Below are 21,893 nucleotides of genomic sequence, written 5' to 3'. Positions count from 1 at the left end.
AATTATCCAAACTTTATTCATTTTTCCAATCACTGAACATACATTATTACGCATAAATCACTATTTTTGCAGAGAAATGCAGGAATAATTATCATAGAGAAAATCCTTAGAGACTCCTGTAGGCACAAAAAACAGAATTTTCACATGATTATAGCACACTAATATACAATCAACCAACAACAATCATCATAAACCAAAACAATAGACATGAACCTAAACAATATGACACAACTATCCATAATCACAATTAATAAAAATGACGCTAAGGGTTTAGAGAAAACTCTAGAAAGTATATGGAAAAAGCAATCTTTTAAGGATTTTGAACATATTATTATTGATGGAGCCTCAACCGATAATAGTATTAACATTATAAAAAAGTATGCATCACATTTATCTTATTGGGTATCAGAACCTGATAAAGGGATCTATAATGCAATGAACAAAGGAATTATTAAAGCTAAAGGCAACTATCTATTGTTTTTAAATTCCGGTGATTGGTTAGAAAATGACATTCTAGCACGAGTATTTAAAGAAAATTTCACAGAAGATATTGTCTATGCTGATTTATATCTGTATCGTAATGCTGATGATGTACAAATCAGCCCTTATCCCGACAAATTGACCCTACCTTTTATATATAATTATTCTTTAGGACATCCGTCGACTTTTATTAAAAGAGAACTCTTTAAAAATATGCTATATGAAGAAAAATACCAGATTATATCAGATTGGGCTTTTTTTATAAAACAGATCCTTTTGTTTAATCGCACAACAAAACATCTAAATTTTGCAGTCTCATACTTTAATATTTATGGAATAAGTTCTGACCCTAAAAGCGGTAACTTAATCATGCAAGAACGTTCCGATTTTTTTAAAAATGATTTTCCCTATCTGATTAGTGAGTTTTATCAGAATCATACTGCCCTTCAAGAGAAGACAAGAACTCAAGAGCAGGCATTAGACATATTATCAAAACACCGAGTTCAACAACTTATAGACACTGTTTGGATCCAAAGAAAAGCACGACAGTATATTAAATTATTATTTTTAGTAGAAAGATTTCTTAAAAGAAAAAGATAATAAACATCTCAAGCCGTCGCTCTGAATATCTAAAAAAGTTTAATGCCGACCTCTATCCAAACATCATACTATAATAATATTAAATATACAATATTAGAAATGACGAATATTAATCAAAAAAAATAGTAGCTTTGTAATCTATAAACCAGAAAAATAATGTATAACATCATTGTTAACAGAAATAAAAAATGAGAAGAAAGTTGATTCGAAAATATAAAGCATTCAATCAAGACTTTCAAAGGTCTAAAGAGCTATTTCTTAAATGGTTTATTCCCGAAATCAAAAGAAGATTTTTGGGAGTAAAGAAAATCAACTATAAAGACATCCCTATCATTATTAACAATTACAACCGTTTGGAAATGCTAACAAAGCTAATCCATAGCTTAGAAAATAAGGGATATCATAATTTATATATTATTGATAACCAATCAACATACCCTCCACTATTAGAATACTATACAAGACTACCATACCCTGTATATATGTTAAATAAGAATGTCGGGCATCTATCATTGTGGGAAACAGGGATATTTAAACAATTCAAGGATTCTTATTATGCCTATACCGATTCTGATTTAGAGATCCTCCCTAATTGTCCTGACGATTTTATTGAGAAATTCATTTTATTACTACAAAAATATCCCAAAGCATTAAAGGCTGGCTTCTCAATCTGCATAGACGACCTACCAGATCATTATAAATTAAAAGAAAAAGTTATAGAGTGGGAAAGCGTTTTCTGGAAAGAAGAAATAGAGCCTAACATATTCAAAGCTTTAATAGATACAACCTTTGCTGTATATAAGCCCTATTTTATCGGGGAGCCTATTGACCCAGACTGTTTCTGTATTCGAACCGGACACCCTTATTCCGTCAGACATTTACCTTGGTATATGAATAGCGCAAAACCAACTGAAGAAGAATTATATTATTTGGGGCATATTAAAACACTAACCCATTGGTCAAAACAAAATCAGACAAATACAAACTCGGCTAAAAAAGAGTGAAAAATATATCTATAATGTTCTCTATTAAATAACGCAATAAAAATATCAGATTATGAAATGCTATATTTGTCTGACAGACTCCATAGTCACTCGAAAAGATTATCTTGATTTACTAAAAGTCATGTTAATCAGTGCTAGGAAAAACACATCTCTCCATTTAGTTTGTCTATATGATGGCAACACAAATGACCTTGTTTATAACTTATTAAAGGAATTCAATGTAGAAATAATCCTCCATCAATTGCCCTATAAGCAAGAGTTGATGGAGATATATCCGCGTGAATGGATGTTGCAGAATTTAGGGAAAGAAATCGAATATAACCGAATTTTCGGAACATTTATGAGAATGGAAATCCCTGTTGTAGAAAAAGAAGAAAAGTATGTTCTTTATTCTGATATAGACGTGATTTTCAATGCTGACATTTTACTTGAGGAGCTTCCACATCCCACTTATCTAGCAGCTGCCCCAGAATATGAACGCAATGTGGAAGATATGGAATATTTTAATGCGGGAGTATTAGTTATGAATATCCAAGGCATGAAAGAGAAATATGAGGAATTTATTCTTAAAATGAAAAATAGAGAAAGAAACATATCCGGACTTTTTGACCAAGGATATTTAAATGAGCTATGCTTCAAAGACATGGAACTATTACCAATAGAATATAATTGGAAACCTTATTGGGGTATCAATGACAAAGCTAAACTTATCCATTTTCATGGCATGAAGCCTAGCAGCAATCTCAATGAAGCTGGTTTTATTACTGATTATTCTTTTTTCCGTATCGTTTTCGATGCAAATCCTGGCGGCTATGCAGGATATGTATACTATTTTACTCAATTCTATGATTATCTGGGAAGAAAAGAAGACAAATGGTTATACAATCACCTACAAGAAGTTTTCAATTTATATAAAGATCCATCGTTTTTCTTTTCTAAATACAACAAGTATAAGCTTAAATACCAGAAATATAAGAAATACTATTTAGTCACTTTAGGAATATCCTGTGTCTTACTGATACTATTATGTTTAACTATTATTCTACAACAATAATGAAGAAACAACCATTGATATCAGTTATCGTTGCTTCGTACAACTATGCTAAATATATAAAAGAGACTTTAGATTCTTTAATCAGACAAACCAATAAATCATTTGAAGTTATTGTTGTGGATGATGGAAGCAGAGATCAAAGCCTTCTTATAATAGAAGAATATGCCAACCGTTTTAAAAATATAAAACTATACACACATCCCGGCAACCAGAACAAAGGATTAGCTGAGACTGTGAAATTAGGAATTGAAAAATCCAATGGAGAATACATCGCATTCTGTGAGAGCGATGATTATTGGACCAATAACCATATTGAATCTTTACAAGATACGATTCAACAGAATCCTTTAGCAAATTTCATAGTCAATGGTATCAAAGTTATAAACCTATCAAATAACCCTGAATATGATTCATATATAGAGTTTAGTTCTTCATTCCTCAAAAGACATTCAGGTAGTAACATATTTCCCTACCTTGATTCAAACTATATCCCCACATTCTCCGCCGTTTGCGTAAAAAAAGAAGTAATTCAAAATATTAATTTTAGTACCCCTTACCCCGCATGGTTGGATTTCTGGCTTTGGAGACAAATATGTGTGTTCAATAAAGTCTATTACATTCCCCAAGAAATAACTTTATGGAGAAAACACAATGAGAGTTATGATGCAGTCTCTGACAATAAAGATTTCAACGGCTTTATAAAAAGCTCAGACCAATATCTAGTATCTCAATACAGTTTATCCCAGATAATAGCCAATGCCAATATTCCCAAAGATAAAAAGTCTTTCAAACAATTTATTAAATCTTTTTGCCACTTCATATCATTCAAGAATGAATAGTAGCAGCTAATGTGTAAAGAATCTAAAACATTTTCAAGATGACAATATAGAATCAAAGGCTCAACAAAAACATTAAAATTCATCTTTAAGAATAGAAGTATAAACCGATAATCTCCGATCCAACATTTCTTGTGGATTATACATATTCTTCATTTTGTCATTAGCCTGATGAACCAACATTTTTTGTAACTCCAAATCATTGGATAATTTAATCATAGCATCTGCGAAATCAACAGTATTATCGGCTATCAAGCAATCTACGCCGTCACTAAAATGAATACCTTCCAATCCTTTTGAAGTTGTAATAAAAGGAACATTTGAAGAAACCATATCAAGTATTTTCATTCTCATACCACTTCCGATACGAATGGGAACAAGAGCAATGCTCCCCTGCAAGAAAGAGGTCAAATTCTCAACGAATCCAACTAACTCTATCTCAGGACAAGCCGTTCGTAATTCAGCAGAATAGCATTCATATCCCATTCCAACCACTTGCAAAGTGAACTCAAAATTGCATTTACGTAAATAAGGAACAATTTCCTTACAAAGCCATACAACAGCATCTAGATTTGGAAAATGTTCTCCATATCCCACAAAAGTAAAACGTCGATGAACACAAGGGATAAACTCCGTCTCTGAATTCGATTCAAATTTTACCACTGCAGGAGAAGCATAAATATGATCTTCGCGACCTAAATAGCTAGCTAACAATAGCCTATCGACTTCCGTTAAAGCAATTATATGCTTATACTTCTGCAACGCATTCCATTCGAAGTCTTTTGCAACAAGAAAATTCATCCGGTCACTAGGCCGTATTGCCTGAAAAAGGTTCATCTCATTCTCGTTACGTATATATCGCAATTCATGATGAACGAAAATCGTCTGTACATTCTGCGGTAACACATATCCCAATGCTATCAATTCATAAAACTCTACCTGAATGATATCAAACCCTGTATGTGCTACTTTTGTAATATAATCTATATACCGTGTATCAAATTCTTTATATACAGAATTAGGTAAAACAGACTTTTCACGTACAAAATCTTTATCTTTCAACAAATCAACGGTACTGTTTGACGTAGATAATAACTGCCTCCGCATTTTACGCTCAATAGACATCTTGAGCTTTTTCAGCCACTTATAATAAAAAGGATTTCGCACTAAAGGAGAGTCCGGTTCTTCTTTTGTCTCCTTAACAAAAGTATAAAAATCCACATCTTCCCACAAATCTTCTAACTTTTCTACCCTTTTTGCCTCATCAATCGTCCAAGCATAAAACAACACAGAAACTGACATTTTATGACGGATATAGTCTACCATTTGAAAGAAAGCCTGATTTCCCCCAGAATTCAAAGGGTAAGGAACACAAGGTATAATAAAAAGTATTTTCTTCATTTTGCATTTCAATAAAATTAATATTCAACCATCTCTTTCTAACTAGGAGATAAATTCATTTCATTCAAATAAAAAGTTTGGCTTTCAAAATATGGGAACGTAGGATACGTGAAGCCACAGTAGGAGAGAATTTTCTCATAATAGCATATAAACAAACCAAATCTTTTAGACTATAATTTCCTCTTACAGAACACTCTAGTATTACATTCACATAAGTCACCAACGCATCTTGAAATCTAGACTCCCGGAGATTTAATCTATAATTCATTCCAATCCATTTTAGAAAAAGTCCGGTAGCTTTAAGCTTCTCCCCATCAAAACGTGTAGAATTACTTATATTCTTATCTTCAGCATTCCGCCAATAAACAGGAGTTCCCGGTAATGAAATAATACCAGATGCATAATCCGCAAACTTTGCCCATGTCGCATCATCTGAACACCATGCCAAAGGAAACCTAACAAACCCTCCTGTTTTCTTCCAAACATCACGTGTAAATACATACTCACACGCAGCAGAGGATATTTTACCACTTAACTTATCTAATAAGAAATCATAACCAGAAATCCTTTCTGTCTCAAAAGGTGGATTAGTATATTTCAGTTCACCATACGCATCTACTATAGCCAAAGGAAAGCGAAATACAGCATCGCATTCTCCAGACTTCTTCCAACCCTTTATTACCCGTTCTACAGCATCTGGTGGCATTAAATCATCATCTGAAAAAAGCCATACCAGCGGCTCATCAGATAATTCAATACAGCGCTCCCAATGGGCAACCAAATCTCTCCCACCCCAATTTTGTTCAAAACGGAAATAGAATATATCTAATTTATCCTTATAATCAGATACTATTGATTCTAAATCATCAGGACTGGCATCATCACCGATATAGACCGTAAAATCACGGTTACTCTGCCTTACAATAGAATCTAAAACCTCCCGAAAAAAACAAGCTTTATAAGCAGGTATAATGATCGCCAGTTTATTTTTCATTTTTCTAACTATTCAATAGTTTCATTTGCAAAGATAAGTAAATGAGATGAAAGATCTGCATTAATAAGATCACTTTAATTTCTGATATTCTCGATTCTAATAAAGACAAACCTAACAATCAATTATACAAGAACAATTGACTTTATATTTTGGAAGCTCCCTATACCCAAATAACATCAAAAGCCATAGCAGAGTATTAAGTTAGACGAAAAACATATTGCCTTAAAATCTATACCTCTGAGATTAATAACTTGCCACTCTTATTTTTTCTTTATACCTTTGTGTCATTATGTATAAAAACAATCTGTACTTCTATAAAGTGGTACTTCACCTCAATCTATTTTAATTCACCATGGATACTGATATTATAATACCAATCTATAATGCTTTTGATTTTACCAAGAAGTGTATAGAGACTGTGATTGAGCATACAGACCTTACTAAACATACCTTACTACTTATCAATGATAAAAGTACAGACCAGCGAATCCTTCCTTTGCTAAACCTGTTTACAACAGAATATCCATCTTTAAATATTACAATAATCAACAATGAGAGCAATCAAGGATTTGTACGAACGGTTAATATCGGGATGCAACACTCGTCACGCGATGTTGTTTTATTAAATAGCGACACAGAGGTCACGAAAAATTGGCTCCCTAAAATACAAAAGTGCGCATATAGCAAAGCTGCAATAGCAACTGTTACTCCATTATCTAACAATGCGACATTAGCATCCGTACCTGATTTTATGTCAGAAAATACGATACCATCAGATTTTACGATAGAGGAATATGCAGGAATTGTTGAAAGATGCAGCATGAACCTATTCCCTGAAATTCCTACTGCAAATGGATTTTGTATGTATATTAAACGAGAAGCCATAAACAACATTGGTCTCTTCGACGAAAAAACTTTTGGAAAAGGCTACGGTGAAGAAAATGATTTTTCGTACAGATGTCTACAAGCTGGATATAGACATCTACTATGTGACAACACATACATCTATCATAAAGGAACCCAGTCATTTTCTCAAGAAAAAACAGAGCTAATAAATTCTCACCTACAAATATTAAAAAGTAGATATCCTTCATGTGTTGAAAACACAGAGTCCTTTGTACAACAAAATCCAATTTCAGATATACAGTTAAATATCCGCTATGCCATTAATTCACATCCTAAGAAAAATGTATTAATCGTAATACATGATTTCAAAGAAGCCGAAAAGAAAAATATAGGAGGAACAACTTTACATGTACATGATTTAATAACAAATATGAAAGAAGAATTTAATTTTCATGTTCTTTATTATTCCGATGATGATTTTAAATATCATGTAACTTCTTTTTTACCATTTGACAAAATCACCTCCACCCTAGGTGCATATTCACAATATACGACATTAAACCTCTATAATGACACATTTAATAGAGACATTAAAATACTAATAGACACTTTAAAAATAGACTTAATACATATCCATCATTTAAAACACATGTATTTGGACATATTCAAAGTAGCAAAAGAAAGAAGTATCCCTGTCATATATACTTTACATGACTTTTATTCAATATGTCCTTCTGTGAAGCTCTTTAACAAAGAAACTTTTCTATGCAACTATGCTAACACAGCAGGATGTGGTTCATGCATAGCAAAAACATTCAACCTGAATATCAACTTCATTCCACTTTGGAGAAAAGAGTTTTATGAAAATCTTAAAACCGTAAAAAAGATCATTGTTCCATCGTACAGTACAAAAAACATATTCCTGAACACATATAAGGATTTAACAATCGAAGTGGTAGAACATGGTTATGACAAAATAAACGGAAAGCCAAATAATGACAATCCAGATAAAAAGAAGAATAAAAAGTTTAATATCGCCTTTATTGGATATATAACAGAAGAAAAAGGACTAAAATATTTAGAGGAATTAACAGAGAAAGTAAAAGGCACAGACATAAACGTCCATCTTTTCGGACAAACAACAAACAAAAAATGCAATAAGAATAAGAAAAATTATGTTTATCACGGCAAGTATATACAACAAGATCTTCCCAACTTACTGCTAGAGAATGACATAAAATTAATCTGCTTATTATCTATGTGGCCCGAAACATATTCTTATACCTTATCAGAAAGTTTAATTTCAGAGATCCCCGTAATCTCATTTGATCTAGGGGCAATTGCCGAACGAGTAAAAAAAGCAGATGTCGGCTGGATTTTACCTATAAATAGTACATTAGACGATATCTTTAAACTCATTTCAACTATAAAATCAGCCCCACAAGAATATAAACAGAAAGTAGAAAGAATAAGACATCTTTTAAAAAACATGAAGTCCTTAAAAGATATGGGCAATGAATACACAGAAATATACAATAAAACGATCAACGTATTTCCTGTTAAAAATCATGACATATACTATATACAATCAAGGAATGAATTTTATAGAAAAGGAAAAGAGACCCCGACATTAGACCTTAAAGAAGAAAAAAAAGAGTATAAACGAGTAAAGCATATTATTAAAAGTTCAGTTCCTCTCAAACAAGCTTTTAATGAAGTGCAAAATTTTCGCCACACCTATACCAATAGTAAATGCAAAAACAAGATCTTTTTCAAATTTATATGGTACAGAATTCTACGAATTAATATCTAGAGAAATCTTTTTGTAAGATTTCTCTAGCTCTGGCTCGAACACGAGCAACATTATATACTCTAGAAAAATACAAACACCTCCCTATATCTAAAAGCCACCTTTTTGCATACTTTTTACCACCTTTTCTGTTTCTTCTAAATAACGGAATCCCCATTTTAAGTCAGGTTCCAAATGATTACCTTCCGCCCATTCATTCCAAGCATTGACAAAAATAAAATTCTCATCTTTGCTATAAGGCACAAATTTATTCATAACCGAACATAACCATTCACCGTATTTTTCGGGAGTACTCTTGTCCAAAATAAACATCTTTTGCTTTCGACGAGAAGTATTATCCCACATTGGAGTAACCCCCGGATACATTTTATAATCAGGAAAAGGAGTTTTACAAATATAATCTACATATTCCGAGTAATCAATCTTTTTCTTCTTACATGTATTAAAAAGGTGACGATTTATATTATAAGCAAACTTCCGTAATGGATTTCTTTTTTTTTGAAACTCATTCATTTGATGAGTGAAAGGTTGAAACTCTACGGCAGCATCAAAACCATCCTGAAGGTATTCTTCTCCATAACAATCCATAGTCTCGACGCGGCATAAATACAACTCCACTCCTTTACTAGAAGCTTCTTCCCTCCAAACTCGAATAGTCTCTTTCATATTCGGAAAAAGCATGGAACGATAAATTAAAAACACAGGTTTACCGTCTACTCTTATATATCGAGAATCACTAAATACATTATCTAACAGATAACGGATATGCGCACGATCATCCTCTTCCGAGTAATTTTGAGCAATCAAAATATGACGACTTCCACCATCCCACGCCCTTGTCCAATTTTCATTAGCCCAACAAAGCATAAATGGAAAATCAGGATTGCCAGAAGACAGCACTTCTTCTAATGGTCTTTCCATCAATTGATGACCATTAAACCAATAATGATAATAACAAAAGCCATTAATTCCGTACATTCGAGCCATATCAGCTTGCTGCTGACGAACTTCCGGAACACGCAGATCATAAAAACCTAAGTCTGCTGGTAAATGTGGCTGATAATGGCCACGATAAAGAGGTCTAGCCTTGACCACATTTCTCCATTCAGTAAATCCCTTGCCCCACCATTCATCATTTTCAGAAAATGGATGATATTGCGGCAAATAAAATGCTATAATTCTTTTGTCAACCATATCTTTCTTTATTGCACTTCACAATTCATTACAACCTATTTCTATCTCTTGTAGGTTGCCATGGATTCAAAAAACTCATGTATTTATTAAACCGTTCCCATCTATATGTCCACACACTTGTGCCAAAACACCCTTTCAGTTTTTCAAACAACAACAACCTCATTTTCGGATCAATTTTAGCACGCTTTATATTTTTATAAAGCATTCCATGCCGCATCAAACGCTTATAACACCCTATTGGATAAGAAAATGATTCAACATAATGTACTACTTGAATATCTTCAAGAATTGCATTACCTGAAGCGTTACCCTCAACAGTTGTACTTGTTGAATGCAATCGAAAAAGGTTTAGCTTTTCATATAACTCAATAACACTCCCTTGCCTCGCCATCTCTATCCAAAAAAGCCAATCACCACTATAGCGCATTGAGAAGCAAGATAAATCCTCTATCTGTTCAAAACATTGTTTACGAAAAACAACGCCGCTAGCATTGTAAATATAATTACGCCAATAAAGATTATGTTTTATGTAATCTTCACCATCAAAAACACCTATATTGTAAGGACGACGTAATTGTTTTGAAGTCCAGCGGTCAAAATCAGTAGATAGTTGATTCCCTTTTTCGTCTATACAGTGTGAACCTAAAAAACAGAAGGAAGCACGAGGATATTGATTTAAAACAGAAACAGCTTTCTCTAGAAAAAAAGATTCAGCCGCATCATCACTCTCGGCAATCCAGATATATTTTCCACGAGACAAACTTATTCCCTTTTGCCATTGAGCAAAAGGACTCCCTGTATTGACTGAATTAATCTCCAAATGAGTAACACGAGAATTTGTTTTATAATGGTTTAAAATAGACACACTATCATCGGTTGAAGCATCATCCAATAATATAATTTCATAGTCTGTATATGTTTGTGCCAATACCGACTCAATACGTTGCTGTAAAAAACGAGCATAGTTATAATTAGGGATGATTACGCTAACTTCCACCGGATGATTTTCCATTACAAACACACTATTTATCTTGGTTATTATAACAAACTAATAGCAAAGATAGGGATATTATTCTTAAAAAGAACGCTAACCCTCTAATGTTTAGCAAAAAAGCCCTCAACGCTTGTCACAACCAAATAAAATGTATACATTTGTAGAATTTTAGTACAAGCCCCCTTAACTATTTAACTAACTTAGTAATAATTATATGAATAAACCAATGGCGAGCAACATAAGTACATCGCTAATTATATCCACCTATAATAGAAGCGACGCATTAGAATTATGCGTTAAAAGCGTGCTACGTCAATCTCTCCTTCCTGATGAAATTATCATTGCTGATGATGGTTCTAAAGAAGATACAAGAGAGCTAATTCATCAATTGGCAGCTTCCTCTGAAGTTCCCATTATTCATGTTTGGCATGAGGATTTAGGCTTCAGACTGGCCTCCATCCGCAACAAAGCTATTGCGAAAGCATCTAAAGAATATATTATACAAATTGACGGAGATATCGTCTTACACAAAGATTTCGTCAAAGATCATGTACGTTTTGCCAAAAGAGGTAGTTTCGTAACTGGTAGCCGTGTATTAATCCGGGAAGGCTTAACGAGAAAAATGTTAGCAGAAAAAAACTGCATCATTTCCATTCACGACAAAGGTACTAAAAACACAATCAACGGAGTACATTTACCTTGGTTGAGTCCACTACTTCAACATTATCGTCAATGGGATGTTTCTTACTCGAGAGGATGCAATATGGCTTTCTGGAAAGAGGATTTGTTAAAAGTCAATGGATACAATGAAGCTATAACCGGATGGGGAAGTGAAGATCATGAATTAGTATGCCGCCTTATCAACAGTGGTGTACGCAAGCGTACCATCAAATTTGCGGGAATCGTATTCCATCTTCATCATGAACTACACGGAACAGATAATTTAAATAACAACCGCAGTATTTTGAACGAAACGAAAGTCAGGAAACTAACCTGGTGCGATAAAGGAATCATACAAAACTAATATGGAAAAGAATTTGAACTTTTTAGATCGAAACGAATTTAACTACAGTCCATCAAAAGAAGTAGTAGAAGCTTTAAAAAACTTCGATATAAATAAACTTTGTTTTTATACCCGCATTTATGATGAAGGAAAGAAAAGTATATTATCTGTTTTCTTATCCAAATTATATGATATAGATGAAACACAAGTCCTGCTAGGCTACGGCGGAGAAGATATTCTGAAGCAAGCCGTTCATTACTTCCTGACTCAAGAAGATGGAAACAAAACGATGTTGATTCCCAAGTTCTCATGGTGGTATTATAAGTCAATTGCAGATGAGGTGAATGGTCATACTTTGCAATATCCTCTTTACGAAGACGGAAACACCTTTAAATATGACTTTGATACGCTGAAAGATATGATTCAGAAAGAGAATCCGAAGATTCTTTTACTGGCTTCTCCCAATAACCCTACTGGCAACGGTTTAACTCCAAAAGAACTGGATAAACTGCTTGCAGAAGTACCCAGCCAAACAGTGGTACTGATAGACGAGGCATACGCTTCTTTTGTTTCAACTGATACCAGTTATATCAAAAAGCTGGTTAATAAATATCAGAATTTGATTATTTCCCGTACTTTATCCAAGTTTTATGGATTACCAGGCCTACGTATGGGATTCGGATTTATGAGTAAAGAACTGGAAAAATTCAGCAGATACAGCAATAAATATCTGGGATACAACCGAATATCCGAAGATATCGCCATTGCAGCTCTTAAATCGGACGCACACTACCGCAATATCGCTAAACTGATGAACGAAGACCGTGAGTGCTACGAAAAGGAAATCGGCGTGTTACCCGGATTCAAAGTATATGAATCGGTTGCCAATTTCATTTTAATCAGATACCCGATAGAGCTAAAAGAGGCTTTACAAAAGGCTTTTGCCGAACAGAGTTATAAAGTGAAGTTTATGAATGAACCGGATATCAACACTCATTTGCGTATCACATTGGGACGTCCAGAGCAAAACCGAATCGTTATAGATACAATTAAAGAAATCGCCTCCAAATGAAAGCAGTAATATTAGCCGCAGGAATAGCATCACGCTTACGCCCGCTGACCGATACAACACCCAAATGTCTCCTTAAGATAGGAAAACGATGCCTACTGGAAAGGGCTTTTGATGCTCTGATACAAAACGGATTCGACGAATTCATTATCGTCACGGGATATCGCCAGCAACAAATCGTTGATTTTCTGCAGGCACGTTATCCAGTCCAAAATATTACTTTCATCTATAATGACAGATATGAATCAACCAACAATATCTATTCATTATGGCTTACCCGACCGTATACAGACGGGGAAGAAATATTGTTATTAGACAGCGACATTGTTTTTGATCCTCAAATTGTAGAAAAACTGCTTCACTCGGATAAGGACGACATATTGGCACTGAATCGTCATGAGCTTGGAGCGGAAGAAATAAAAGTTATCGTAGACGATGCACAAAAGGTTGTTGAAATCAGCAAAGTCTGTTCTATATCCGATGCTATCGGAGAGTCTATCGGTATCGAAAAAATGTCAGCTGAATACACCAAAGTTCTATTCCGGGAACTGGAAATTATGATTACCACTGAAGGACTGGACAATATATTCTACGAACGGGCTTTTGAACGACTGATTCCGCAAGGATATAGCTTTTACGTCATGGATACCACCGAGTTCTTCTCGGCCGAACTGGACACCGTAGAGGACTTTCAACAGGCACAGAAGCTGATTCCAGCCAGTCTTTATTAATCAAATTCAGATAGAAAATGGCAAATTACGATATCCGCCCTCTACAGCTTCGCATATTAAAAAATTTATTAGCTGTTGACAAAGTTTGCAAAGAACATAATCTGCGATATTACATCATGGCAGGCACCATGCTGGGAGCCGTCCGCCACAAAGGATTTATCCCTTGGGATGATGATCTGGATATCGGCATGCCAAGAGCCGATTATGATTTATTAATGGCTAATGCCAAAGAATGGTTGCCGAAACCATACGAAGCTGTATGTGCTGAAAACGACAAGGAATATCCTCTTCCATTCGCAAAAGTACAGGATGCCAACACCACTTTAATTGAACGTATGCATCTCAAATATTTGGGAGGCGTATATATTGATATATTCCCACTGGACGGAGTTCCGGAGAGCCGCATGGCGCAAAGAATGCATTTTGCAAAGTACGAATTCTACAAACGTGTACTTTATCTGATTCATCGCGATCCATACAAGCATGGAAAAGGTCCCAGTTCATGGATACCGCTATTATGCAGAAAGCTTTTTACCCTTACCGGAGCACAGGAAAGTATCAGGAAAGTAATGAAAAAGTATGATTTCGACCAATCCGCATTGGTCTGTGATTATGATGACGGAATGAAAGGAATCATGTCTAAAGATATTCTGGGCATCCCTACTCCAGTCTTATTTGAAGATGAAGAAGTATGGGGAGTACAGAAATATGATGCCTATCTGTCACAGAAATACGGAGATTACATGACCATACCTAAACAAAGTGGGCAAAGACAACACAATTTCCATTATTTAGACCTGAATAAACCTTATCGGGAATTTGAAGTCTAACTATAATCACATAAAGGTAAGAAGTAGAAATGAGAATAGGTTTTGACGGAAAACGTGCAGTACAGAATTTCACCGGTTTGGGTAATTATAGCCGCTATATAGTGGATATTCTATGCCAATTCTATCCGGAGAATGAATATGTATTGTATGCCCCCAAGAAACGGGAAAATAAAAGGCTGAACAAATTAACGAAGCAATATCGGCAACTACAGCTTTCTTACCCCACTACTTCTTTCTGGAAAAAGTTAAGTTCGTTATGGCGAGTGTTGGGAGTCACCCGCCAATTGGAAAAAGAAAGAATTGATATTTTTCACGGACTTAGCAATGAATTACCCCTGAATATCCATAAAAGTAAGGTAAAAAGTATCGTAACAATCCACGATTTGATATTTCTGCGATACCCACAATACTATCATTCGATCGACAGGAATATATATACATACAAATTCCGCAAAGCCTGCGAAAATGCGGATAGAATCATTGCTATCAGCGAATGTACCAAACGTGATATTATTGAGTATTTCGGGATTCCTGCCGATAAGATAGAAGTTGTTTATCAGGGATGTGATACTTCATTCACGCACCCTGTAACAGAAGAGAAAAAAAGAGAAGTCCGAGCTAAATATCAGCTACCGGAACACTATATCCTCAACGTAGGAAGTATTGAAGAACGAAAGAATGCCCTTTCGGCGGTACAAGCACTGACGATGCTTCCTGAACAAATTCATCTTGTCATTGTAGGCCGCCATACAGAATACACTGATAAGATTGAACATTTTATTAAGGAGAATAAGCTGGAAGAAAGAGTGCACATCATCAGCAATGTTCCTTTTGATGATCTGCCGACTTTTTATCAACTAGCTGAAATTTTTGTATATCCTTCACGCTTTGAAGGCTTTGGCATCCCCATCATAGAAGCTTTATACTCCGGAATTCCGGTAGTAGCCGCAACAGGTTCTTGCCTGGAAGAAGCCGGAGGTCCCGACTCAATCTATATACATCCCGACGATATCAAAGGAATGGCCAATGCTTTCAAACAGATATACTCTGACCCTGAAAGAAAGAAAGTAATGATTGAAAAAGGGCAAATATTTGCCAAAAGATTCTCTGAAGAAAAGCAAGCAGAAGAGATCTTAAACATCTACAAGAAATTAATGAGATGAACATACTTAAACACACAATAAAGAAATTTATATATGGCACTCTCCCATATTATTTCATGAAAGGATATAAGCCCGGCTCTCCTTATCTGAAATACTATGAATATATTAAAGAACATGGATATTCAAGACACCTGTATGAATTCAAAGATGAATATGCAAATATGCCCGTTGACGTACAGAAAGACGAGGAGAAAGGTTTATACTATGTTCAAAAAGAAGAGAAACGGCTCTATTTCAGAAAGAGCACTCCGGCCAGGAAAATTCAAAAATATTACAGGGCTTTGAGCATGGAACAAGACAGGCGTTCACCGCACCATTACTTCAACAGCGTTAAAGAAGTGACAGGAAAGGTATTTGTGGATGTTGGTTGCGCCGAAGGATATTCTTCATTGGAAATCATCGATGAAGCCAAACATGTTTACTTGTTTGAGCAGGACGAACAATGGCTAGAGGCCATCAGAGCGACCTTTGAGCCATGGCAAGATAAAGTTACGATTGTCCAAAAGTATGTAAGCGACCATAACTCTTCAAGAGAACAAACCCTGGATGACTTCTTCAACAATCAAACGGATGAGCATCTGTTTCTAAAAATGGATATCGAAGGAGCTGAACGGCATGCATTGGCCGGATGCAAGAACTTATTTCAGAATTGCCAAAAGTTGGATTTTGCAATTTGCACATACCATCTACATGATGACGAAGCAGTCATTTCTGCATTTTTGGATAAGAATAACTGCACATATACCAATCAGAAAGGTTTTTTCAGGCATAAAATCCGCAGTGTAGTCATGCGCGGAAGTAAGAGTTAATCATTGATAATCAGCAGAAAGCAATTCGCAATAGTCATACTTACACAAGTATGTATCATAAATGCGCTTTTCTTTTTTCAATAAGAAACGTGAGATATGCGGTTCCCAAGAAAAGAACTTACGCACAGAACGGTACAAACGGAAGAATAAAATCAGGGATACGATATGCCTTTCTTGTTCTTTTCGCGCCGCACGACGATAAATATAATGAGTAAAGAACTGATCGCTATAACGAAGAGCCAGACTGACAGTAGATTCTACATCCCATCCTCTCAAAGAAGCGTATTCTGTCATTATATAAGTCAGCACTTCACGAGAGATGCATAAACGACACATATTACGGCACACAGTATCACAATCAATATCCGATAGCAACTGCATGCGATTCACGTCGACCAGGGAAAAACTATATTCATCCGCATCATTCTGATGGATCAATATATTGCCGGGCGAATAGTCCAAATGCAGGATACCTGCCTGATGCAAAGCAGCCGTGTAGCGCGCAAAAGCAGAAAGTTTATCTTCATTTCCTTCCACTTTCCCATCCATCAGGGAACGGACTGTTTCGCCACCATCATAACAACAAATGTAATAGCTATGTGAAAGAAGGCCACTTTGGAATTGTTCGATCATAGCAACTGGCTCCGGAGTGTCAAAGCCATGTTGTTGAATTTCCATAGAGTAAATATAGGAACGCTCTGCTTTTGATTGCCGGAAAAACGAATATACAACACGATTGATGATGTGAGGCTTCTTAAAGCTCTTCACCACAACATCAATGCTGCCTAAGCCAATTCGTTTTAAAACATTACGCCCATCGTACACCACATCTCCTTTTTCCTGGAAGGACCTTGGAATTTCTTCTATCTCCTTCTGCAGATGCGCGTACTTGGGATTTACAATCACTCTCATTACACTCTCCTATATAATACTAATTACAAAGATGGAGCAAAGATAAAGAAATTAAGGCATATTCCGACTATATTTTTTTCTTTTCTCACAAAGATTGGCTAACTCTCTATACATATAAGTACTGTTGAGAACAACTTTAGTCGTTTTTTCTTTTTTCTTTTCATTTATATTTAGACATAAATGCTTTTTTTTAGCTATGTTTGCACGATAAAAAGCATAAAGAAGTCAAGCATGAAACCAATCAAAAAAATTCTGATTATTCGATTTAGACAAATAGGGGACTCTATTCTGGCTGTTGCATTGTGCAGTACGCTGAAAAAAAGTTTTCCCGATGCAGAAATACACTTTGTGCTGAATAAAAATATAGCATCGCTCTATGAGGGTCACCCGGACATAGATAAGGTTATTACATTTGACAAGAATGAGAATAAACCATTCACTGCTTATATAAAAAAAGTATGGCAAGTGACGCATCAAAACAAATACGATGTCATCATCGATATGCGTTCTACGATCCGGACTCTTTTTTTCTCTCTTTTTTCATTAAAAACCCCTTTCCGGATAGGGCGTATCAAGGGATACACACGTTTTCTATTAAATTATCGGACAGACACTTACAGCAATAGTCTAACAACTGATATGGTAGAACGCAACCTATTGCTTGCAGCGCCATTAGAGAAAATCAAGCCTATTCAATATACAAAAGAATTCAGGTTATACCTCACTGACCAGGAGAAAAAAGACTTTCGATATTATATGGAAAAGGAGGGGATAGATTTCGCGCGCCCTGTATTCCTAATAGGAGTCACCACCAAGCTCCTCCATAAAAAATGGAATACGGAGTTTATGATAACCACACTTAAAAGAATATTGGAAGAATACAAGGACATACAAATGATCTTCAACTATGCACCGGGGTATGAAGAAGAAGATGCAAGAAATATCTACAAGGAATTGGGATGTCCGGAACGCATCAAGATTGATATACAAGCCTCTTCATTACGACAACTGGCAGCACTTTGCGCCAACTGCTCGTTTTATTTCGGAAACGAAGGAGGAGCCCGACACATTGCGCAAGCCCTCGAAATTCCTTCATTCGCTATTTATTCGCCAAGCGCCTCTAAATCAATGTGGTTACCTGCAAATTCCGTACTTGCCCGAGGTATTAGTCCCGACGATATTCTTCCGCCGGAACAACAAGCAACATTAACTTATGAAGAACGTTTCGCATTAATTACCCCGGAAAAGGTATACGATCAATTAACTTCGACATTAAGACAATTGAGCTAACTCGCGATATAAATCAAGATAAGCTTGTATATGCTTCTCGTAACTGAATGAAGCTGCATGTTCTTTCATTCTGGTCAAGCGTTCCTCATCTTTATAGAAATCAGGCAAATGTTCCCGGATACTTTGCACCATAGATTCTGTATCCAAATGTTCCCACATGATGGCATGTCCATTACAAACTTCCGGTAAACTAGTGCGATTAGCTGCAAATACAGCCTTTCCAAACTGCATAGCTTCCACCACAGGGAGTCCAAAACCCTCTCCTTCACTAGGAAACAGGAACGCCTCACAGCTCCGATACAACCATATCTTTTCACTTTGAGTGATTACATCTGTCAAAAACACATTAGTGACTTGCTTCTCACGAATCAGATTACGCACTTCTTCAGCATAAGCGAAATGGGCATCTCCACAAATATACAAATCATATTCCGGGAAATGGCGCATTACGTCAACCAGGAGATGGAAATTCTTTTTCCTACGGATCTGTCCAATCGTAAAAAAGAAAGGACGTCCCGTCGCAAAAGACGGCTGGGTTCCTTCCAACATATCGATCCTCTCCACCCCATTATAGATGACCCGGATCTCTTTCCCCTTCAAATCTATATGTTGACGAATGACATCTGCGACATAATGAGAAATCGTTGTGACTACTGCTGCCTTATTGACCTTATTCTGCATCCGACGAAGATACATTTTAGCCTTCCAAGGCTTTTTCTCCGTTAAGAAATTAAAGTCATGTATAGTAAAGATAAACTTTGTACCACCGGCAATACGCAACAACTTCCGCTGCTGATTCACCGCATGCCATACATCTACTTTAGGAAGGGTAAAAGGAAAAAACTTATTGATACGACGTACCGGAACAGAAGTCACATTCGGGCCAAATTCCTGCATATATTTCTGTCTCAACAAATATACAAAATGAAGATCCTCTATCGGCATAGACGAAAAAGCGGCCGCATAGTTGGCCGCAATCTGTCCGAAACCAGCTGTTAGACTACCATAATTCGTAAGATCTATCAGTACCTTTTTCTTTCGTTGTATCTCTTTTTCCATCATTATTTGATTCTACGCTCTTTCGGCTCAAAAACAACTAAATTGAATTCCTGCGAATATCAACCTACAATCCCTTCTATTTTTGCAATAACCTGTTCCGGCTTTATATCTCTTAAACAGGCATAATCACCACGCCAACAAGGCTTCTGTCCATACACAGAGCAGGGACGGCATGACAAATCAAGTTGCACGGTATTAACCGGCAATTGCTTCCAGCCCATAAAACCGGCATAAGGATGAGTGGCCCCCCAAATAGAAACAACCGGAATATTGACCAAGGACGCCAAATGCATATTAGCAGAATCCATTGAAAGCATCACATCCAAATGGCTCATCAGATTCAGCTCGGTACGCATATTCAGTTTACCGATCATTGAAACAACAGAAGGATATTTAGCAATCCATGCGTCAAACACTTCCTGCTCGCTTTTACCACCTCCAAAAAGAAACACTTTCACTTGTGGGTTAGCCGCAAAATGCGCTATAACCTGCTCTTGCAACTCTAACGGATAAATCTTACCTCTGTGTTTGGCAAAAGGGGCTATACCAATCCATTTTTGATCTTCCTTAGGTCCTGTGACTGGCTCTATCTCTGCAAAGTTGCCTTTTCCTTCGCCATAAATAGAAGAGAAATTTAATAAAACCGGCAAACCGAGCTTCTCAAGCACATCAGCATAACGGCGAAAAGAACTCTTCTGATTCTCCATCACCTTATCGTGACGACGAACCAGTTTCTTTTTACCGGCCCTTCCCTTACATATGGAAGCTACCGGTTTATTGGCAAGACGGAATCGCAGACATAAATATTTGGAACGAAGCACATGATGAAAATCAGCAATGTAATCAAAATGCATCGCTTTCAACTCCGAATAGAGGCTATTCAAGCCCCAAAGCCCCTTGTGTTTGCCTGTTAAGTCAGCTCCGACAAAACCTACATTCGTAGGCAGCCCCTGAAAGAGCGGCTGCCATACAGCACGACTTAACACTGTTATTTCGTGCTGCGGGTATTGCATAGCCAGCGAATGTATTACCGGTATTGTCATGGCTACATCGCCAAGAGCTGAAAAACGAATAATGAGAATACGCGCCATTCGTTATTTTTTTGCATAAAGCACCGGATTCAATGCCGGGTCATTATACATTTTCATCTGTTTATATACTTTCATATATTTTCTCCCGGCTTCGATATCAGCCAATAACTGCTCAATAGCCGCAGAGAGGTCTTTACGTTGTTCCAGCAGGATATTCAGCTTAGTCTGACATTGAAGACGGTGTTCCTCTGTAGTATCCGTACGTTCCACTTCCTGCTGCATGTGGTAAATTTTCAATGCAAGAATTGACAAGCGGTCAATAGCCCATGCAGGACTTTCCGTATTGATCGTTGCGTCAGAAAGAGGTTTTACTTCTTTGTATTTGTCTAAGAAGTAGCTATCAATTAGTTCCACCAAGTCTGTACGATCCTGATTTGATTTATCAATTCTTCTTTTCAAAGCCAATGCTTCTACCGGATCAATCTGCGGGTCACGGATAATATCCTCAAAATGCCATTGCACAGCATCAATCCAGTTCTTTAGATATAAATAATACTCAATAGTTTTCAACTCGTAAGGATTGTTCATCGGAGCATCCACACTATCCGTTACATGGTAATCTGTTGTCGATTTCCAAAAAATCTCGTTGCAAAGGTTACTAAATGTCATAATCTTAACTAGCTAATAGATATATAATAGGGCAAATCTATGTAATATTTTTCAGACAAGCAACCGTTTCTTACTTTTTTATTTGTTACCTTTGTGGGTATTAAAGATGAATTG

20 protein-coding genes are annotated in these 21,893 nt (G+C 36.1%); 12 read left to right on the top strand and 8 right to left on the bottom strand.

Features of this window, described 5'->3' with window-relative positions; all coding sequences use genetic code 11:
- Positions 1-222: 222 nt before the first annotated feature.
- From KQP79_RS05720 to KQP79_RS05705, 4 genes are all read left to right on the top strand, one after another.
- Positions 223-1,080: a glycosyltransferase family 2 protein gene (locus KQP79_RS05720; RefSeq protein WP_225483878.1), complete on the top strand. Its 858-nt coding sequence runs from the start codon at positions 223-225 to the stop codon at positions 1,078-1,080.
- Positions 1,081-1,268: 188 nt separating this feature from the next.
- A complete protein-coding gene (locus KQP79_RS05715; RefSeq protein ID WP_061448397.1) occupies positions 1,269-2,084 on the top strand; it encodes a glycosyltransferase family A protein in 816 nt (271 codons plus the stop codon).
- A 52-nt stretch (positions 2,085-2,136) separates the two neighbouring features.
- Entirely contained in the window at positions 2,137-3,138 is a 1,002-nt protein-coding gene (locus tag KQP79_RS05710; protein ID WP_061448398.1) for a glycosyltransferase, read from the top strand.
- Positions 3,138-3,977: a glycosyltransferase family 2 protein gene (locus tag KQP79_RS05705; RefSeq protein WP_061448399.1), complete on the top strand. Its 840-nt coding sequence runs from the start codon at positions 3,138-3,140 to the stop codon at positions 3,975-3,977. The genes KQP79_RS05710 and KQP79_RS05705 overlap by 1 nt, the downstream gene beginning before the upstream one ends.
- 72 nt (positions 3,978-4,049) lie before the next feature.
- On the opposite strand, the gene KQP79_RS05700 is transcribed toward KQP79_RS05705, so the two are convergent.
- On the bottom strand, positions 4,050-5,375 hold the full coding sequence (locus KQP79_RS05700; protein ID WP_061448400.1) for a glycosyltransferase: 1,326 nt from the start codon (positions 5,373-5,375) through the stop codon (positions 4,050-4,052).
- Positions 5,376-5,439: 64 nt separating this feature from the next.
- Positions 5,440-6,369: a glycosyltransferase family 2 protein gene (locus KQP79_RS05695; RefSeq protein WP_061448401.1), complete on the bottom strand. Its 930-nt coding sequence runs from the start codon at positions 6,367-6,369 to the stop codon at positions 5,440-5,442.
- A 352-nt stretch (positions 6,370-6,721) separates the two neighbouring features.
- Here KQP79_RS05695 and KQP79_RS05690 point away from each other — a divergent pair, with 352 nt between their 5' ends.
- Positions 6,722-9,028, top strand: a complete 2,307-nt coding sequence (locus tag KQP79_RS05690; protein ID WP_061448402.1) for a glycosyltransferase — start codon at positions 6,722-6,724, stop codon at positions 9,026-9,028.
- Positions 9,029-9,115: 87 nt separating this feature from the next.
- On the opposite strand, the gene KQP79_RS05685 is transcribed toward KQP79_RS05690, so the two are convergent.
- Together KQP79_RS05685 and KQP79_RS05680 are read right to left on the bottom strand one after the other, a co-directional pair.
- Entirely contained in the window at positions 9,116-10,219 is a 1,104-nt protein-coding gene (locus KQP79_RS05685; protein ID WP_061448403.1) for a glycoside hydrolase family 99-like domain-containing protein, read from the bottom strand.
- A gap of 28 nt (positions 10,220-10,247) precedes the next feature.
- Positions 10,248-11,231, bottom strand: coding sequence for a glycosyltransferase family 2 protein (locus tag KQP79_RS05680; RefSeq protein WP_061448404.1), 984 nt, complete (start codon positions 11,229-11,231; stop codon positions 10,248-10,250).
- A gap of 196 nt (positions 11,232-11,427) precedes the next feature.
- Here KQP79_RS05680 and KQP79_RS05675 point away from each other — a divergent pair, with 196 nt between their 5' ends.
- From KQP79_RS05675 to KQP79_RS05650, 6 genes are read left to right on the top strand one after another with little or no spacing between them, the layout of a single operon-like run.
- On the top strand, positions 11,428-12,237 hold the full coding sequence (locus tag KQP79_RS05675; protein ID WP_009039125.1) for a glycosyltransferase family 2 protein: 810 nt from the start codon (positions 11,428-11,430) through the stop codon (positions 12,235-12,237).
- 1 nt (position 12,238) lies between these two features.
- The gene (locus KQP79_RS05670; protein ID WP_061448405.1) at positions 12,239-13,288 is read left to right on the top strand and encodes a pyridoxal phosphate-dependent aminotransferase; all 1,050 of its coding nucleotides are present in this window, start codon (positions 12,239-12,241) and stop codon (positions 13,286-13,288) included.
- Complete coding sequence (locus KQP79_RS05665; protein WP_061448406.1) at positions 13,285-14,016, top strand: NTP transferase domain-containing protein; 732 nt, start codon at positions 13,285-13,287, stop codon at positions 14,014-14,016. Before KQP79_RS05670 ends, KQP79_RS05665 begins: the two co-directional genes overlap by 4 nt.
- A 17-nt stretch (positions 14,017-14,033) precedes the next feature.
- A complete protein-coding gene (locus KQP79_RS05660; protein WP_061448407.1) occupies positions 14,034-14,846 on the top strand; it encodes a LicD family protein in 813 nt (270 codons plus the stop codon).
- A gap of 29 nt (positions 14,847-14,875) precedes the next feature.
- On the top strand, positions 14,876-16,009 hold the full coding sequence (locus KQP79_RS05655) for a glycosyltransferase family 4 protein (protein WP_138343108.1): 1,134 nt from the start codon (positions 14,876-14,878) through the stop codon (positions 16,007-16,009).
- Positions 16,006-16,818, top strand: a complete 813-nt coding sequence (locus tag KQP79_RS05650; RefSeq protein WP_138343107.1) for an FkbM family methyltransferase — start codon at positions 16,006-16,008, stop codon at positions 16,816-16,818. The genes KQP79_RS05655 and KQP79_RS05650 overlap by 4 nt, the downstream gene beginning before the upstream one ends.
- Here KQP79_RS05650 and KQP79_RS05645 read toward each other — a convergent pair whose 3' ends face one another.
- Positions 16,819-17,730 carry a lipopolysaccharide kinase InaA family protein gene (locus KQP79_RS05645; protein ID WP_134993190.1) on the bottom strand — a complete coding sequence of 304 codons (912 nt, stop codon included), beginning with the start codon at positions 17,728-17,730 and terminating at the stop codon, positions 16,819-16,821.
- A gap of 231 nt (positions 17,731-17,961) precedes the next feature.
- On the opposite strand from KQP79_RS05645, the gene KQP79_RS05640 reads away from it, so the two are divergent.
- Positions 17,962-19,020 (top strand): glycosyltransferase family 9 protein, encoded by a 1,059-nt coding sequence (locus KQP79_RS05640; RefSeq protein WP_008641782.1) that lies wholly within the window; start codon positions 17,962-17,964, stop codon positions 19,018-19,020.
- Here the strand turns inward: KQP79_RS05640 and KQP79_RS05635 are convergent.
- Genes KQP79_RS05635 through KQP79_RS05625 form a run of 3 tightly spaced genes read right to left on the bottom strand, consistent with a single transcriptional unit; the run spans position 19,003 to position 21,779 of the window.
- Positions 19,003-20,079, bottom strand: coding sequence for a glycosyltransferase family 4 protein (locus KQP79_RS05635; protein WP_055235778.1), 1,077 nt, complete (start codon positions 20,077-20,079; stop codon positions 19,003-19,005). The two genes, KQP79_RS05640 and KQP79_RS05635, sit on opposite strands and share 18 nt — an antisense overlap.
- Before the next feature lie 59 nt (positions 20,080-20,138).
- Positions 20,139-21,170, bottom strand: coding sequence for a glycosyltransferase family 9 protein (locus KQP79_RS05630; RefSeq protein WP_138343106.1), 1,032 nt, complete (start codon positions 21,168-21,170; stop codon positions 20,139-20,141).
- A 3-nt stretch (positions 21,171-21,173) separates the two neighbouring features.
- Positions 21,174-21,779, bottom strand: coding sequence for a DUF4254 domain-containing protein (locus KQP79_RS05625; protein ID WP_004315555.1), 606 nt, complete (start codon positions 21,777-21,779; stop codon positions 21,174-21,176).
- Positions 21,780-21,893 lie beyond the last annotated feature (114 nt).

The sequence above is a fragment of the Bacteroides sp. DH3716P genome, assembly GCF_025914115.1.
Lineage (GTDB): Bacteria > Bacteroidota > Bacteroidia > Bacteroidales > Bacteroidaceae > Bacteroides > Bacteroides ovatus.
The sequence above is the reverse complement of the archived record's forward strand: the minus strand, read 5'-3'. Positions and strand labels throughout refer to the sequence as shown.